Annotated in this window: 16 protein-coding genes; 2 read left to right on the top strand and 14 right to left on the bottom strand. The window is 71.9% G+C overall.

Features of this window, described 5'->3' with window-relative positions:
- Positions 1 to 116: 116 nt before the first annotated feature.
- The 12 genes from AAEP86_RS11295 to hrcA all read right to left on the bottom strand — a co-directional run bounded on the left by AAEP86_RS11295 (position 117) and on the right by hrcA (position 11,600).
- The gene (locus tag AAEP86_RS11295; RefSeq protein ID WP_420367430.1) at positions 117 to 1,514 is read right to left on the bottom strand and encodes an FtsX-like permease family protein; all 1,398 of its coding nucleotides are present in this window, start codon (positions 1,512 to 1,514) and stop codon (positions 117 to 119) included.
- Positions 1,511 to 2,263 (bottom strand): ABC transporter ATP-binding protein, encoded by a 753-nt coding sequence (locus AAEP86_RS11290; RefSeq protein ID WP_420367429.1) that lies wholly within the window; start codon positions 2,261 to 2,263, stop codon positions 1,511 to 1,513. The genes AAEP86_RS11295 and AAEP86_RS11290 overlap by 4 nt, the downstream gene beginning before the upstream one ends.
- Before the next feature lie 108 nt (positions 2,264 to 2,371).
- Entirely contained in the window at positions 2,372 to 3,046 is a 675-nt protein-coding gene (locus AAEP86_RS11285) for a response regulator (RefSeq protein ID WP_420367428.1), read from the bottom strand.
- A complete protein-coding gene (locus AAEP86_RS11280) occupies positions 3,043 to 4,311 on the bottom strand; it encodes a sensor histidine kinase (RefSeq protein WP_420367427.1) in 1,269 nt (422 codons plus the stop codon). Before AAEP86_RS11280 ends, AAEP86_RS11285 begins: the two co-directional genes overlap by 4 nt.
- Before the next feature lie 74 nt (positions 4,312 to 4,385).
- Positions 4,386 to 5,315, bottom strand: coding sequence for a GTPase Era (gene era, locus AAEP86_RS11275; protein ID WP_420367426.1), 930 nt, complete (start codon positions 5,313 to 5,315; stop codon positions 4,386 to 4,388).
- Positions 5,312 to 6,634 carry a hemolysin family protein gene (locus AAEP86_RS11270; RefSeq protein WP_420367425.1) on the bottom strand — a complete coding sequence of 441 codons (1,323 nt, stop codon included), beginning with the start codon at positions 6,632 to 6,634 and terminating at the stop codon, positions 5,312 to 5,314. Before AAEP86_RS11270 ends, era begins: the two co-directional genes overlap by 4 nt.
- Before the next feature lie 4 nt (positions 6,635 to 6,638).
- Positions 6,639 to 7,100, bottom strand: coding sequence for an rRNA maturation RNase YbeY (ybeY, locus tag AAEP86_RS11265; protein ID WP_420367424.1), 462 nt, complete (start codon positions 7,098 to 7,100; stop codon positions 6,639 to 6,641).
- On the bottom strand, positions 7,097 to 8,158 hold the full coding sequence (locus tag AAEP86_RS11260; protein ID WP_420370477.1) for a PhoH family protein: 1,062 nt from the start codon (positions 8,156 to 8,158) through the stop codon (positions 7,097 to 7,099). The genes ybeY and AAEP86_RS11260 overlap by 4 nt, the downstream gene beginning before the upstream one ends.
- Before the next feature lie 67 nt (positions 8,159 to 8,225).
- Entirely contained in the window at positions 8,226 to 8,579 is a 354-nt protein-coding gene (locus tag AAEP86_RS11255) for a histidine triad nucleotide-binding protein (protein ID WP_420367423.1), read from the bottom strand.
- A 47-nt stretch (positions 8,580 to 8,626) separates the two neighbouring features.
- Complete coding sequence (locus AAEP86_RS11250) at positions 8,627 to 9,364, bottom strand: 16S rRNA (uracil(1498)-N(3))-methyltransferase (RefSeq protein WP_420367422.1); 738 nt, start codon at positions 9,362 to 9,364, stop codon at positions 8,627 to 8,629.
- The gene (dnaJ, locus tag AAEP86_RS11245) at positions 9,364 to 10,476 is read right to left on the bottom strand and encodes a molecular chaperone DnaJ (protein ID WP_420367421.1); all 1,113 of its coding nucleotides are present in this window, start codon (positions 10,474 to 10,476) and stop codon (positions 9,364 to 9,366) included. Before dnaJ ends, AAEP86_RS11250 begins: the two co-directional genes overlap by 1 nt.
- A 104-nt stretch (positions 10,477 to 10,580) precedes the next feature.
- The gene (gene hrcA / locus AAEP86_RS11240; RefSeq protein WP_420367420.1) at positions 10,581 to 11,600 is read right to left on the bottom strand and encodes a heat-inducible transcriptional repressor HrcA; all 1,020 of its coding nucleotides are present in this window, start codon (positions 11,598 to 11,600) and stop codon (positions 10,581 to 10,583) included.
- 107 nt (positions 11,601 to 11,707) lie between these two features.
- On the opposite strand from hrcA, the gene AAEP86_RS11235 reads away from it, so the two are divergent.
- Entirely contained in the window at positions 11,708 to 12,190 is a 483-nt protein-coding gene (locus AAEP86_RS11235) for a DUF4870 domain-containing protein (protein WP_420367419.1), read from the top strand.
- Positions 12,191 to 12,205: 15 nt separating this feature from the next.
- On the opposite strand, the gene hemW is transcribed toward AAEP86_RS11235, so the two are convergent.
- The gene (gene hemW / locus AAEP86_RS11230; RefSeq protein WP_420367418.1) at positions 12,206 to 13,423 is read right to left on the bottom strand and encodes a radical SAM family heme chaperone HemW; all 1,218 of its coding nucleotides are present in this window, start codon (positions 13,421 to 13,423) and stop codon (positions 12,206 to 12,208) included.
- A 28-nt stretch (positions 13,424 to 13,451) separates the two neighbouring features.
- Between hemW and AAEP86_RS11225 the strand changes: the two genes are divergently transcribed.
- A complete protein-coding gene (locus AAEP86_RS11225) occupies positions 13,452 to 14,156 on the top strand; it encodes an HAD family hydrolase (RefSeq protein ID WP_420367417.1) in 705 nt (234 codons plus the stop codon).
- Here AAEP86_RS11225 and AAEP86_RS11220 read toward each other — a convergent pair.
- Positions 14,153 to 14,800 (bottom strand): DUF1990 family protein, encoded by a 648-nt coding sequence (locus AAEP86_RS11220; RefSeq protein WP_420367416.1) that lies wholly within the window; start codon positions 14,798 to 14,800, stop codon positions 14,153 to 14,155. The two genes, AAEP86_RS11225 and AAEP86_RS11220, sit on opposite strands and share 4 nt — an antisense overlap.
- Positions 14,801 to 14,823 lie beyond the last annotated feature (23 nt).

Raw genomic sequence — 14,823 nt, 5'->3', positions numbered from 1 at the left:
CGTGCTGATGACTGACGGGCGGACGCACGGACCGACGGACCGACGGACCGACGGGAGGCGCGGTGCCGGCTTGCACCGCGCCTCCCGTCCTCCGCGGGCGCGGACAGCGCGTCCGGTCAGTCGACCGCGAGGGCCTCGGTCGGCGGCACGCGCATCGCGCGTCGCACCGGCGCGATCGTCGCGACGACCGCGAGGACCAGCGCCCCGACCACCACGATGCCGATCGTCATCGGCGGCAGCACCGGGAACACGGGGGTGCCGAGCGAGCCGAGGAGCGTCTGCCCGCCGACCCAGCCGTAGACGACACCGAGGACGAGCCCGGTCAGGACGGCGGCGACGACCATCTGGACGGCCTCGGTGACGATCATGCGACGGACCTGCGCACCGGTGAGGCCGAGGACCCGCAGGAGTCCGAGCTCGCGCCGACGCTGCAGCACGCCCAGGGCGAGGGCGTTCACCACGCCGACCGCGGCGATCACGGCGGAGAACCCGACGATCACGCTCACCACGGCGTTGAGCTGGGTGAAGAACTCCTGCATGCTGCGGATCTGGTCGGACCCGGCGCCCTTCAGCTGGGCGTTGAGCTGCGTCTCGGCGACGTACTGGGTGATGCCGAGCGCCACGGCGAAGGTGACGAGCAGCGTGACGCCGATCACCAGGCCGATCGTCGCACGGGAGGACCGACCCGGCGCGCGCATCGCGTTCCGGCCTGCGAGCAGCACGACCGGGTCCCGCGAGCCGATCCGGCCGATGAACTGCAGGACCGGGGGCATCACGATCGTGGCGCCGACGGCGACCCCGGCGAAGGAGACGAAGCCGCCGAGCGCTGCCGGCAGCACCGCGAGCGGCGACGTCGCACTGTTCACGAGTCCGACGACCATGAGCCCGGCACCCACGACGACGAGCAGGATCGCCCAGACCGAGCGGGCGCGTCCGGACCGGACGTCGTCGTGGCTCGGTTCGACGCTCGACGACAGGGCCTCGAGCGGGGTGACCGTCAGGACGCGCCGGGACCCCACACCGAACGCGCCCCACGTGGCGAGGACGACGGCGGCGATCGGCAGGACGAGCTGCCACGGCAACAGCGTGTAGGCGGTGTCGGGCAGGAACCCGTTGCCCCGCAGGACCATGACGAACACCGCGGCGAGCCCGGTGCCGACCACGGCACCGATGAGGCCGCCGACCAGGCCGACGACCAGGCCGGTCCGCGTGATCCGCGCGCGGAGTGCGGCTCCGGTGGCTCCGACCAGCCGCTGGAGGGCGATGATGCGTGTTTGTCCGGCGATCAGGGTGGCGCACGTGTTCGCCGTGACGACGGCACCGACGTAGAGCGCGATGCCGAGGGCCAGCCAGCCGATGACGGAGAGGATGGCGCCGACCGACCGGAGCTCGGCGAAGCCCGTGGCGGCGAGGGCCTCGGTGACGATGCCGGGGGCGATGACCAGCGCGGAACCGAAGGTGGTGCCGAGCGCGGCGACGAGGATCGTCGGGGCGAAGGCGCGGAGGCCGTTCACGCTGCGGCCTCCATCCCGAGCATCGTCGAGGAGATCTCGGCGGCGTCCATCGCAGGCCGGTCCCCGACCACCCGGCCGTCAGCGAGGAACAGGATGCGGTCGGCGTTCGCGGCGGCGGTCGGGTCGTGCGTCACCATCACGACGCTCTGCCCCCACTCGGTGACGGCGTCCCGCAGGATCTGCAGCACGTCGCGGCCGGTGCGCGAGTCGAGCGCACCGGTCGGCTCGTCCGCCACGACCACCGCAGGACGGGATGCCAGTGCCCGGGCGATGGCGACGCGCTGCTGCTGGCCGCCGGAGAGCTGGTGCGGTCGGTGCGTCAGCCGGTTGCCCAGGCCGAGCATCGCGACGAGTCGGTCGATCCACGCCGTCTCTTCCCGCGACGGCTTGTGGCCGCCGAGCAGGAACGGCAGACGGATGTTCTCGCTGACGTCGAGCGTCGGCACGAGGTTGAACGACTGGAACACGAACCCGAGGCGTCGACGACGCAGTTCCGTGAGGTCCTTGTCCCCGAGCGCGGTGATGTCGACGCCATCGATGTGGATCGTGCCGCTCGACGCCGAGTCGAGCCCGGCGGCGACGTGCATGAGCGTCGACTTGCCCGAGCCCGACGGCCCCATCACCGCGGTGAACTCGCCCGCGCCGATGTCGACGCTGACGTCGTCGAGCGCCGTCACCCGGCGGGCGGCGTCGCCGTAGTGCTTGGACACGTGGTCGAGTCGGATGATCGGTGCGTGGCTGGTGGTCATGTACCCACCCTGACCGCGGGGCACCACGTCCCGCGTCGGCCGACCGGCTCCGGTGGATGGTCCGCTCGGCTCGCTTCCCTGTGGAGAAGTCATCCGAGCGGATGACGATCAGTCTGCCTTCGTGACCAGGCCGTGCTCGTGGGCGAAGACGACGAGCCGGACCCGGTCGCGCAGTTCGAGCTTCGTGAGCACCCGCGAGATGTGCGTCTTGACCGTGGCCTCGCTGACGTACTCGTGCTGCGCGATCTCGCTGTTGCTGAAGCCCCGCGCGGCCAGGTCGAAGATCTCGCGCTCCCGCGGTGTGAGGTCGGCGAACGCCGCCGGGACCTTCGCGGCCTGCTGCGTCGAGTCGTCGTAGCGTCGGAGGAGCTCCCGCGTGGCCGAGGCGGCGAAGACCGCGGTACCGGCGTACACCGTGCGGATCGCGGCGAGCAGGAACTCCGGGTCGGCGTCCTTCAGGACGAAGCCGCTCGCACCGGCCCGGATCGCGCGTGCCGCGGCCTCGTCGAAGTCGAAGGTGGTGAGGACGAGCACCTTCGCCCCGTCCGTGCCGCTGTCCTCGACGATGCGGGCGGTCGCGGTGATGCCGTCCATGACCGGCATGCGGACGTCCATGAGGACCACGTCGGGCCGGTTGCGGCGGACGAGCTCGACGCCCTCGGCCCCGTCGCCGGCCTCGCCGACGAACTGCAGGTCGGGCTGCGAGTCGATCAGCATGCGGATGCCGGTGCGGAACAGTGCCTGGTCGTCGACGAGCGCGACGCGGATGGGGGTGTCGTTCATCGGGCGGTGCGCTCCTGTGGCGTCGAGGTGGTGGGTGGGGGCGTGGGCGTACCGGTCGGGAGGAGGCCACGGGGCATCTGGCCGCTGGCGGGGACCGTCGGCATCCGGACGGCGACCGCGAAGTCGTCGCCGCGCGCGCCGGCCGTCATCGTGCCCCCGGTCATCGCGGCACGCTCGCGCATGCCGACCAGGCCGTGGCCCGTCCCGGGACCGCGGGTGCCGTCGTCGGCCCGCCGGTTCACCACCGTGACCTCGACCGTGTCCGGTCGGTACGTGAGGGTGGCGTGCACCGGAGTCCCCGGTTCGCCGTGCTTCCACGCGTTCGTCAGGCTCTCCTGCACGATCCGGTAGACCGCCAGCTGCGTGGACGTCGGGAGGTCGGTCGGGTCGCCCTCGCGCTCCATCCGGATGTCGAGTCCGACCTCGCGCATCTCGCGCAGCAGCCGGTCGATGTCGTCGATGTCCGGAGTCGGGGCCGTGCCCTGCTCGTGCCGGAGCGCCCCGAGGAGCTCGCGGACGTCGCCGAGTGCCCGCCTGGCCGTGCTCGAGATGGTGCCGAGCGCTTCGTCGGCGATGGCCGGATCGGCCTTCAACGCGTACCGGGCGCCGTCCGCCTGGGCGATCACGACGGCCAGGGAGTGCGCGACGATGTCGTGCATGTCCCGGGCGATCCGGACGCGCTCCTGCTCGACCGCGACGGCGCGGTCGGCGCGGGCCGCATCGCGTTCGGCGAGCAGCTGCGCTTCGCGGCTCATGCTCGCGGACCGCCGCGTCCGGGCGATGACCCCGGCGAGCCACGGCAGCAGCAGGAGGAGCAGGACGACCGCGAAGTAGGACACGGCGACCCGCAACGACTCCTGCTGCGGCGTGGTCGCGGTGACGATGTGCTCGCGCTCCCGGAGGTCGTCGAGGCCGAGGTAAACGGCCACGATGACGGGACCGATGATCGCCGAGACGAGTCCGGCGGCCCGGACGCGGCCGGTGCCGTACCGGCTCGAGGTGTACAGGATCCCGGACATGAAGGCGTTCTCGACGCCGGGCGTCTGCCCCGTCGTCACCTCGAAGACGGCGACGACCCACGCGATGGTGAGCGCGAGACCCGGCGACAGGCGACGGAGCGCCAGTGCTCCGGTCAACCCGATGAGCGTCACGAAGGCGAGGGGCGCATCCACCCGCTGGCCGGTCGTGACGTACACGAGCGCAGCGAGCACGACGGCGATCACGACGTCGGTGGTCACCTGCAGGCGCAGCATGGGACGGAACACCACCCCACGGTACGGCGCGGAGCCCGGGCGCGCGTCCGTCCGTCGGATGACCCGGCGCCCGCGCACGACGCGGCTCAGAACCCGAGACGCCCGAGCTGCTTCGGGTCGCGCTGCCACTCCTTGGCCACCTTGACCCGGATGTTCAGGTAGACGTGGCGACCGCCGAGCAGCGATTCGATCTCGGTCCGGGCGCGCGACCCCACGTCCTTCAACCGCTCGCCACCACGGCCGATGACGATGGCCTTCTGGCTGTCGCGCTCGACGAACAGGTTGGCGAAGATGCGCAGCGGTCCGTCCGGGTCGTCGTCCTGGTCGGGTTCGACGACGTCCTCGATCACGACGGCGAGCGAGTGCGGCAGTTCGTCGCGCACGCCCTCGAGCGCGGCCTCGCGGATGAGCTCGCTGATGCGCTCCTCGTCGGTCTCCTCGGTCACCGTCGACGCGTCGTACAACTGCGGTGACACGGGCAGGAGCTTCGTGATCTCCTCGAGCAGGACCTCGAGCTGCAGGCCCTTCGTGCCCGACGTGGGGATGATCGAGTCCCACTCGCGGAGCTTCGACACGGCCAGGAGCTGCTCGCCGACGGCGTCCTTCGCGGTTCGGTCGATCTTGGTGACGATCGCGATCTTCTTCGCACGCGGGTACTGGTCGAGCGTGTCGTTGATGAACTTGTCGCCGGGCCCGATCGGCTCGTTCGCCGGCACGCAGAAGCCGATGACATCGACGTCGCCCAGGGTGGACTGGACGAGGTCGTTCAGCCGCTCGCCGAGCAGGGTGCGCGGACGGTGCACGCCGGGAGTGTCCACGATGATCACCTGCCCGTTCGGCCGGTGCACGATGCCGCGGATGGCGCGGCGCGTGGTCTGCGGCTTCGAGGAGGTGATCGCGACCTTCTCGCCGACGAGGGCGTTCGTCAGGGTCGACTTGCCGACGTTCGGACGGCCGACGAAGGAGACGAAGCCGGCGCGGTAGGGCTCGCCGATCGTGGGGGCGGTGTCGGTCATGGGTGCGTGGTTCCCGTCGTGGTGGGGGTCGCGGCGTCGAAGGCGTCCTCGACGCCGGCGAGTTCCGGCGTGCGCTCGGCGAGCACGGTGATGAGGTGGCGTCGTTTGCCCTCGACGCGGTCGGCGGTGAGGACGAGTCCGGAGACGGTGACGGTGTCGCCGCGGATTGCCAGGTGCCCGAGCTCCTTGGTGAGGAGGCCGCCGGCGGTGTCGACGTCGTCGTCCTCGAGCTCGATGCCGAACAGGTCGCCGAGTTCGTCGATGGGCAGTCGGGCCGAGATCCGCCAGGTGCCGGGCTCGACCTCGACGCGGTCGACCACGGCGCGGTCGTACTCGTCCGAGATGTCGCCGACGAGCTCCTCGATCAGGTCCTCCATCGTGACCAGGCCGGCGACCCCGCCGTACTCGTCGACGACGAGCACGAGGTGGTTCTTCGCGACCTGCATGTGCCGGAGGGTGTCGTCGGCGGCCTTCGACTCCGGCACGAACTCGGCCGGGCGCAGGAGCGTGGTGACGCGCCGCGTGCCGGAGCCGGGGCGCTCGTAGAGGGCGCGGGACACGTCGCGCAGGTACAGGACGCCGAGGACGTCGTCGCTGTCCTTCCCGGTGACGGGCATACGCGAGACACCGGCTGCGAGGAACTGCTCCATGGCCGCCGCGAGGGTGTCCGAACCGTCGACGGTGAGCATGTCCGTGCGTGGGACCATCACCTCGCGCACGAGGGTGTCGCTGAACTCGAACACCGAGTGGATGAGCTCGCGGTCGTCCTGTTCGAGGACGTTGCTCTCGGTCGCCTCGTCGACGAGGGAGAGCAGCTGCTCCTCGCTCGACACCGTCGAGGCGCTGCGGCCACGGCCCGGCGTGACCCGGTCCCCGATCGCGACGAGGAGGCCCGCGAGCGGCCCGAGCACGATCCGGACACCGCGGACGATGCCCCCGGTCGAGCCGATCAAGCGCTCGGCGTGCGCCCGGCCGACGCTGCGCGGGCTCGAGCCGACGAGCACGAACGAGACGGCGGTCATGACCGCGGCCGACACGATGAGCGCGACCCACCAGGTGTCGAAGACCATCACGAGGGCGACCGTCACGAGCACGGCAGCAGCGGTCTCGGCGAGCACCCGGAAGAAGTTGAGGGCGTTGACGTGCGCGCCGACGTCATCGCCGATCGCCTGGATGGCACGGCGGTGCTTGTTCCCGCGGGCGATCTCCTCGAGGTCCGCGCGGGACACGACGGAGAGCGCGGCGTCGGAGGCGGCGAGCAGACCGCCGAGGACGACCAGCCCGAACGCCACCGCGAGCAGGCCGGTGACGAGCAGCATCAGGTCACCGTCCTCGGCGCTGGGCGGCGAACGCGGTGAGGATCTCGCCCTGCAGGCCGAACATCTCCGCCTTCTCCTCCGGCTCGGCGTGGTCGAACCCGAGCAGGTGGAGGATGCCGTGGCACGTGAGCAGGAGCATCTCGTCGGTGCTCGAGTGCCCGGCGGTCTTCGCCTGTTCCTCGGCCACCTGCGGGCAGAGCACGATGTCGCCGAGCAGCCCGGCCGGCGTCGGGTCGTCCTCGGTGCCCGGACGGAGCTCGTCCATCGGGAAGCTCAGCACGTCGGTCGGACCGGGTTCGTCCATCCACCGGACGTGGAGCTGTTCCATCGCACCCTCGTCCACCAACACGATCGCGAGCTCGGCGTCGGCGTGGACGTGCAGCGCGTCCAGCGCGAAGGCGGCGAGACGCTGGATGGCGGCCTCGTCGACCTCGACGCCGGACTCGTTGTTGAGCTCGATGCTCACCGGTTGCCTCCTCGGGCGTCGTTCTGGGGGTACGGGGAGCCCTGCCGGTCCTGCGGCGGCCGCCCGCGTCGCTCGGCGCGGTTGGCGCCGGCGGGGTTCGCCACGGGCGCGGTCCCCCGGCCGCCCGGACGGTACCCGGACTGCTCGGCGAGGCGCTCCTCGTCGTAGACGGTGTAGGCGTCGACGATGCGGCCGACGAGCGTGTGGCGGACGACGTCCTCGCTGCCGAGTCGGGCGAAGTGGATGTCCTCGACCTTGTCGAGGATCCGCGTGACGAGTCGCAGCCCGGACAGGTTGCCGGGCAGGTCGACCTGCGTGATGTCGCCGGTGACGACCATCTTCGAGCCGAAGCCGAGACGCGTCAGGAACATCTTCATCTGCTCGGGCGTGGTGTTCTGCGCCTCGTCGAGGATCACGAACGAGTCGTTGAGCGTGCGACCGCGCATGTACGCCAGCGGTGCGACCTCGACCGTGCCGGCCGCGAGGAGCTTCGGGACGAGCTCGGGGTCCATCATCTCGTTGAGCGCGTCGTAGAGCGGCCGCAGGTACGGGTCGATCTTGTCGGTCAGCGTGCCCGGCAGGAAGCCGAGCCGCTCGCCGGCCTCGACCGCGGGGCGCGTCAGGATGATGCGGTTCACCTCGCGCCGCTGCAGGGCCTGCACCGCCTTCGCCATCGCCAGGTAGGTCTTGCCGGTACCGGCCGGACCGATGCCGAACGTGATGGTGTGCTCGTCGATGGCGTCGACGTAGGCCCGCTGGCCGTCGGTCTTCGGGCGCACCGACTTGCCGCGGCTCGAGACGATGGGCGTGCCGAACGTGTCCGAGGGCTTGCGGTCCTCGTCGAGCAGCCGCGCCGACGCGGGGATGTCCGTCGGCCCGATGTCCTGCCCGCGCTTCACCATGCCGACCAGCTCGTCGACGAGGGCGTGGGCGCGGGCGACGTCGCGTTCGGGCCCGGAGAGCGAGACCTCGTTGCCGCGCACGAGCACCCGGACGCCGGGGTACTGCCGCTCGACGGTCTTCAGCAGGCGGTCCTGGGGACCGAGCAGCTGCACCATCGCGATGCCGTCGACCTGGATCTCGACGGTGACGTCCGTCGGCTCGGTCTGGGAGGGTGCTGGTTCGTTAGCCGGCAATGTTGCCTTCCTGCAGGTCACCTGCGAGTACGTGCGCGTGCACGTGGAACACGGTCTGACCGGCGGCTTCGCCGGTGTTGAAGACGAGACGGAACTGGCCGCCGGCGCGCTCGTCGGCGATGCGCTGGGCGGTGGCGACCACGTGGGCGAGGAGGTCCGGGTCGCCGGCGGCGAGCTCGGCGACGTTCGCGTACTCCTCAGTCTTGGGGACGACGAGCACGTGGACGGGGGCCTTCGGTGCGATGTCCTCGATCGCGATCACGCGGTCGTCCTCGGCGACGACGGTCGCCGGGATCTCGCGCGCGATGATCTTCGAGAAGACGCTGGGCGTGCTGGTGCTCATGACTCCATCGTAGAACGCGGGGCCGACGCCCCGCCTTCCCGATCCGGCTACCAGCGTCCGAGCCGCGTCTGGAGGACCGCGAGCGCGGCCGGCCCGGCGGTCGAGGTGCGGAGGACCGTGTCGCCCAGCCGGACGCGGACGGCACCCGCCGTGACGAGGCGGTCGAACTCGGATCCGTCGATGCCGCCTTCCGGTCCGACGACCAGGACGATCTCCGCCACGTCGGCGGGGGGCTCCCAGGCGGACAACCGCACGTCGCCCACCGGGTCGAGCACGAGCACGGTCCGGGTGTCACCGGGGAACGCCGCCAACTGCGCCGTGGTCACGGGCGGGTCGACCGCGGGGACGCGGGCGCGGATCGCCTGCTTGGACGCCTCGTGCGCGATCGCCGCCCAGCGCGCACGGCCCTTCTCGACCTTCGGGCCGTCCCAGCGGGAGACGCTGCGGGCCGCCGACCACGGCACGATCCGGTCGACGCCGATCTCGGTCGCCGCCTGCACGGCCATCTCGTCGCGCCCGCCCTTCGCCAGTGCCTGCACCAGCGTGAGGGACGGTCGTGGCTCGGGGTCGAACCCGACCCCCTCGACGAGGACCTCGAGCGCGTCGCGGCCCAGCGCCGCGACCGCGCCGGTCACCACGGTGCCGCGACCGTCGGACAGACGCAGCGTCTCCCCCGCCCGGACGCGCGCGACCGTGACCGCGTGACGTCCCTCGGCTCCGTCGAGCGGGACGGTGTCGCCGACAGCGACGCCGTCGAGCGAGGGGACGAGGTAGAGCGACGCCATCAGAAGTTGAAGAAGCGGTCGCGGAGCTTGCCGAACATGCCCTGCTGGAACCGCGCGAGCTGCGGCTTCGGCGACTTGTGCGACTTCGCGAGCTGCTCGACCAGCTGACGCTCCTTGTGCGACAGCTTGGTGGGTGTCACGACCTGCACGCCCACCCGGAGGTCGCCGCGGCCGGTGCCGCGGAGCTTCGTGATGCCCCGGTCCTTGATCACCAGCACGTCGGCGCTCTGCACACCGGGGCGCACCTCGAGCTCGACCGGCCCGTCGAGGCCGTCGATCGTCGCGTTCGTGCCGAGCACCGCGTCGGTCATCTGGACCTCGAGCGTCGCGAGGAGGTCGTCGCCGTCGCGGCTGAAGGCGTCGTGGTGCCGCACCCGGATCTCGAGGTAGAGGTCCCCGGACGGGCCGCCCGCCGGGCCGACCTCGCCCTGCCCGGGCATCTGCAGCCGGAGGCCGGAGTCGACGCCCGCGGGGACGTCCACCGGCACGGTGCGCCGGGCGCGGATGCGACCCTGCCCCTGGCACGTCGGGCACGGGTTCGGGATGACGGTGCCGTAGCCGCGGCAGGTGCCGCACGGGGCGCTCGTCACCACGTTGCCGAGCAGCGAACGGACCTGGCGCTGGATGTGTCCGGAGCCGCCGCAGATGTCGCACGTCTGCGGACTGGTGCCCGGCGCGCAGCACGACCCGTGGCAGGTCTCGCAGAGGACGGCGGTGTCGACCTCGACGTCCTTGTGGGTGCCGAAGACGACCTCGTCGAGGTCGACCTCGATCCGGAGCAGGGCGTCCTGGCCGCGCTCGGCCCGGCTGCGCGGACCGGTGCCCCGGCCCCCGCCGCCACCGCCGCCGAAGAACGCGTCGAAGATGTCGCTGAAGCCGCCGGCCCCGCCGCCGAACGGACCGTCCGCCTGGGGCCCGGCGTCGTAGCGCCGACGCTGTTCGGGGTCGCTCAGCACGTCGTACGCGTGCGTCACGTCCTTGAAGCGCTCGGCGGCGTCCGGGCTCGGGTTCACGTCCGGGTGCAGCTCGCGCGCCAGTCGGCGGTACGCCTTCTTGATGTCGGCATCGGAGGCGTCCGGCTGGACGCCGAGGACGTCGTAGTGGTCTGCCACGTATCCCTCAGTCGGTTCGGTTCGGAGCGGCGGTCGCCGCGGGTCGGTCTGGAGGCGCGGATCACGTCCGCTGCGCACCCCGCGTCAGTCGCGGGTCGGGTCGGTCAATGTTCGCCCAGGAGTTTGGACAGGTACCGTGCGACGGCGCGGACGGCGGCCATGTTCGTGCCGTAGTCCATCCGCGTCGGACCGAGGACGCCGAGGCGCGCGACCTCGCCGCCCGCCAGGTACCCACCGGCGACGATGCTCGTGGCGTCGAGCCCGTACTCGGCGTTCTCGACGCCGATCCGTGCCGCCACCGCGACGTCGTCGATCTGCATCTCGCCGAACAGGCGCAGGAGCGTGACCTGTTCCTCGATGGCCTCGAGCACCGGGAAGAGTCCGCCGGAGAAGTCCTGCTCGCTCTTGGCGAGGTTCGCCGCGCCGGCCATCACCAGCCGGTCCTGCCGGTTCGCCGCCACCTGTTCGATGAGCGTCGCCACGACGACACCGGCGAGCGGCTGGGCGTCGGGACGGATCTGCTGCGGGACCGCGCGGAGCGCCGTCGCGACGTCGTGCAGCAGGAGTCCGACCGCGGCGCCGTTCACGACGGCCCGCAGCTCGGTGAGGCCCGCTTCGTCGAGCGTGACGTCGGTCTCGACGACCCGCTGCTCGACCCGGGCGGTGTCGGTGATGAGGACGACCATCAGCCGTTCGTCGCCGAGGCGCACGAGCTCGATGTGCTGCACCCGCGCGCGGACCATCGACGGGTACTGCACGAGCGCGACCTGGTTGGTGAGCTGGCTCAGCAGCCGGACCGTGCGGCCGAGGACCTCGTCGAGGTCGTTCGGCGCCCCGAGGAAGGTCTCGATGGCGTGCCGCTGGGCGCTGGACAGCGGCCGGGCGCCCGCGAGGTGGTCGACGAAGACCCGGTAGCCCTTGTCGGTGGGGACACGACCGGAGGAGGTGTGCGGTGCGGCGATGAGCTGCTCGTCCTCGAGCTGGGCCATGTCGTTGCGGATCGTGGCGGCGCTGACCCCGAAGGCGTGCCGCTCGACGATCGTCTTCGACCCCACCGGCTCGCGCGAGGCGACGTAGTCCCGCACGATGGCCTTGAGGACCTCGAGGCTGCGCTCGCTGACCACCCGGACCCCTTCCACTCGTTCTGGCACTCGGACGTGTCGACTGCTGATCCTACGCCCGACCACCGACCGACCGGGACTTCCCCACAGCCGCCCGGTACGCTCCACGCATGAGCTACGGACAGCAGCCCGGCGGCCCTTCCGGCCAGCAGCCCGGCGGACCCTACGGCCAGCAGCCCGGACAGCCGGGCGGTCCCGGGTGGAACGGCGGCTCGTCGCACCCGGGCGGCCCGCAGTACCCCGGCGGGTGGACCCCGCCGCAGCCGCTGTCCCCCGAGGACCAGCGGCTCTGGGCCACCCTGACCCACGTCGGCGGCATCCTGTCGAACGTCATCGTGCCGCTCATCGCCTTCCTCGTGCTCCGCGACCGCGGCGGCTTCGTCCGTGAGCACACCCGCGTCGCGCTGAACTTCCACATCACCATGGCCATCGCCTACGCCGTCGCAGGGGTCCTCACGGTCATCCTGATCGGCGCGCTGCTGATCCCCGTGATCGCCATCATCACGGTCGTCTTCGGCATCCTCGCCGCCGTCGCCGCGAACCGGGGCGAGTTCTACCGCTACCCGCTCTCGATCGAGTTCATCAAGCAGTAGCCGCAGCGCCGCCGCTCAGTCGAGCAGTTCGCGCACCACCGCGTCCGCGAGCAGGCGACCCTGCAGGGTCAGGTCGATGTGTCCCCGCACCGCGGCCGAGCCGTCCACCAGGCCACGCGCGATGAGTCCGGCGACGCGGCCACGCGCCTCCCGGTCGAGCTCGGCGGTCGCGAGCTCACCGCGGACCCGCGCCGCGAGCAGGACACGCTCGACGTACCGGGTCTCGTCGTCGAGGGTCTCGCGACCCGCGGCGGGCGACTCGCCCGCGAGCACCCGGTTCGCGTACGCGGCCGGGTGCTTGACGTTCCACCACCGGGTGCCGGCCACCGCGGAGTGGGCGCCGGGGCCGACGCCCCACCAGTCGTGGCCCTTCCAGTAGGACAGGTTGTGCCGGCTGGCGTGCTCCTCGCCGCGTGCCCAGTTCGACACCTCGTACCAGGAGTAGCCGGCATCGCCGAGCACCTGGTCGGCGAGCTCGTACATGTCCGCCGCGAGGTCGTCGTCCGGCGCCGGCAGCTCACCGCGCGCCACCATCCGGCCCATCGCGGTGCCGTCCTCGACGATCAGTGAGTACGCCGACACGTGGTCCGGCTCGCACGCCAGGGCGGCGTCGAGCGACGTGCGCCAGTCGTCGAGGGACTCCCCCGGCGTCGAGTAGATGAGGTCGAGCGAGACGTCGAGGCCCTGCTGCTTCGCGAGGTCGACCACGAGCGGCACGCGCTCGGGGTCGTGCGTCCGGTCCAGCGTCGCCAGCACCTGCGGCACCGCCGACTGCATGCCGTAGCTCACGCGGGTGAAGCCGCCGGCCCGGAGCGTCTCGAGCGACGAGCCGTCCACCGAGTCGGGGTTCGCCTCGGTCGTGACCTCGGCGCCCGGCAGGATGCCCCACGTGTCGTGGATCGCTCGCAGGATCATCACGAGGTCGGACGCCGGCAGCATCGTCGGGGTGCCTCCGCCGAAGAAGACCGTCGACACCGGCCGCCGCGGAACACCCGAGCGGTCGAGGACCTCGGCCGCCCACGCGATCTCGCGCACGGCGTGCCCTGCGTAGTCGTCCCGCCGCACGCCGCGGAGCTCGGACGCCGTGTACGTGTTGAAGTCGCAGTAGCCGCAGCGCACCCGGCAGAACGGCACGTGCACGTACACGCCGAACGGGACGTCGCCGGCACCGGAGGCCGGTGTGATCAGGCCGTCCGCAGGGGCGGGATCGGCGATCGGCAGAGCACTCGGCATGGACTCCATTGTCCGTCATGATGGGACCATGGAGCACCACCCCGTCCCCACCACGGTGCTGTGGGACATCGACGGCACCCTCGTGATGAACGCCTCCTCGCCGGGCAACCTGTACCACCTCGCGCTCGAGCGGGCCGTCGGCCGCGACCTCGTCCTGCGCGTCGGGCACCAGCACGGCCGCACCGACGCCGGCCTGATCGCCGAACACGTCCGCGCGCACGACCTCGACGACGCCCTGATCCCGACGGTCAGCCGTCACCTGCACGACCTCACCGCGGAACGCCACCGGTCCGGCGACCGCCGGAGCCCCGCGCCGGGCGCCGTCGCCCTCGTCGCGCGGTTCGCCGAGATCGGCTGGCGCAACGGCCTGCTCACCGGCAACTCCGCCTACCGCGCGCGCGTCAAGCTCGCGGGCGCTGGGTTCGACACCGACGCCTTCGACTGGGAGCACTCGTACTTCGGCGACGCCGAGGTCGAGCGGACCGGGATCACCGCCCGTGCGGCGGCGGCACTCGCCGGCACCCGTGCCGTCATCGTCGGGGACACACCGCGCGACGGCGAGGCCGCGGACGCCGTGGGCATCCCGTTCCTCGCGGTCGCGACCGGCGTGTACGACGTCGAGTCCCTGCGTGCCACGGGCGCCGTGACCATCGCACGCAACTGCGTCGACGACGCCCGGCTCATCGAGGACGCCATCGCGGCACTGCCGCCGCTGCGGCCCGTCGACCGCTAGTCGCCGCGCAGCGCCGCCAGGTACTTCTCCGCCATCTTCTTCTGCTGCCGGCGGAGCAGCGGCGCCACGAACCGCCACTTCCGGCTCGACGGCTGCGAGAACTGCCGGATCTGCAGCCAGACCGAACCGTCCGGGGTGCGCTCCACGACGAAGGACTCCTCGCCGGACAGCGGGTGCCCCTCGAGCGTGCCGTAGGCGAAGCCCTTGCGGTCGTTCTCGTCGATGATCGACACGACCCGCACCGGGGCGTGCACCGTCCGGCCGAACGCGTGCATCGTCAGCGTGGCGCTGGTGCCGGCCGTCACGAGCGGCGTGCCGTCCGGCGCGAACTTCTCGACCCGGGGCGTCCCGATGGAGGCGGGTGCGATCGGCACGCCGGCCTCGTCGAAGGTCACCGGGTTGTAGCGGACCTCGTCGTCGTCCGGCTGGTCCTCGACGCGGACGCCCATGCCGCTGCGCTCCTGGATCTGCCACGTCAGCGCCTGCGTCACCGCGGTCTCGAACCGCTGGTCGCCGTGCCCGATGCGGGCCCGCGACTCGGACGGGGTGAACCCGTCCGGCGGGTACGTCATGAGGTCGGGAGCCTGGGTCGCGCCCACGGCTCCGTACGACAGGGCGGTCCGGTAGCTCCCGCGGGTACTCATGCCCCAAGCGTACCGGCGCACCC

Origin of the sequence: Curtobacterium sp. L1-20 (genome assembly GCF_048755855.1) — a bacterium.
Taxonomy (GTDB): Bacteria; Actinomycetota; Actinomycetes; order Actinomycetales; family Microbacteriaceae; genus Curtobacterium.
Note: the sequence above shows the minus strand (reverse complement) of the source record. Positions and strands in the feature narration are given on the sequence as shown.